This window comes from Corynebacterium sp. MSK032 (genome assembly GCF_030232065.1).
GTDB classification, from domain to species: domain Bacteria; phylum Actinomycetota; class Actinomycetes; order Mycobacteriales; family Mycobacteriaceae; genus Corynebacterium; species Corynebacterium jeikeium_D.
In genome coordinates this window covers 1-678 of sequence record NZ_JASPJR010000041.1, presented here as the reverse complement: position 1 = coordinate 678, position 678 = coordinate 1, and the positions used below count along the sequence as shown (strand labels likewise).

Genomic DNA, 678 nt, shown 5'->3' with positions numbered 1-678 from the left:
GGGTTAAGTAAAGAAAAGTGTGTCTTTTCCGGGCGTGTTGCGGTTATTTGATCCAGCCTTTTTGGATGCCGAGGTTGTGTTGGTAGCTGGTGTCGATGGCGGTGTCGTATTCTGCTGGTGCACCGATGTCATTGGTAGTGGCTGTGGTGTTGTGGGTGATCAGGTCTGTTGCTGTGGAAAGTGCGTCTTGACCCCATCGTTGGTCCCTGGCGATCTTGACCGGATCGTCAGGGACTTCTGTATGTAGATACAGCCACCAATCCATCACTGTGCGTTGATGCGGTAGTGATAGTCCGCGGTGTCTGCGGGCTAGTTCTTTTATGGGGGCGTTGATGCCACCTTCGAGGCTGTTTGTTGTTGCTGCAAGGTTGTCGGGGTCGATGGTTGTTGGTGGGGGTTGCAGGTAGGTAAACAGCAGGTCTCTGCGGTGCAGAGATAGCAATGATTGATAGGCCGCTCGGACGCGTTGGTGGGTGTAGACCTTGGTGTAGGCGCCGGTAGCAGGGTCTTTGATGGTGGTTTTCTCGTTCATCCATTCCCGGTAGGTGTGGTCGAATTCGTGCAGGTGGGCGACCCATGTGGATGCTTGGTCAAGGTCGGTGATGCGAGTGAGTTTCAGGGCTAGGCGGTAGAGGGTTTTGCCGGCATCGGTGCGGGGGTTGCTGGTGGTGTGGCGGC

1 pseudogene is annotated in these 678 nt (G+C 55.5%); it reads right to left on the bottom strand.

What is annotated here, in order from left to right:
• Nucleotides 1-43: 43 nt before the first annotated feature.
• Nucleotides 44-678 (bottom strand): annotated as a pseudogene (locus tag QP995_RS10810) (IS256-like element IS3503 family transposase); the annotation flags it as partial.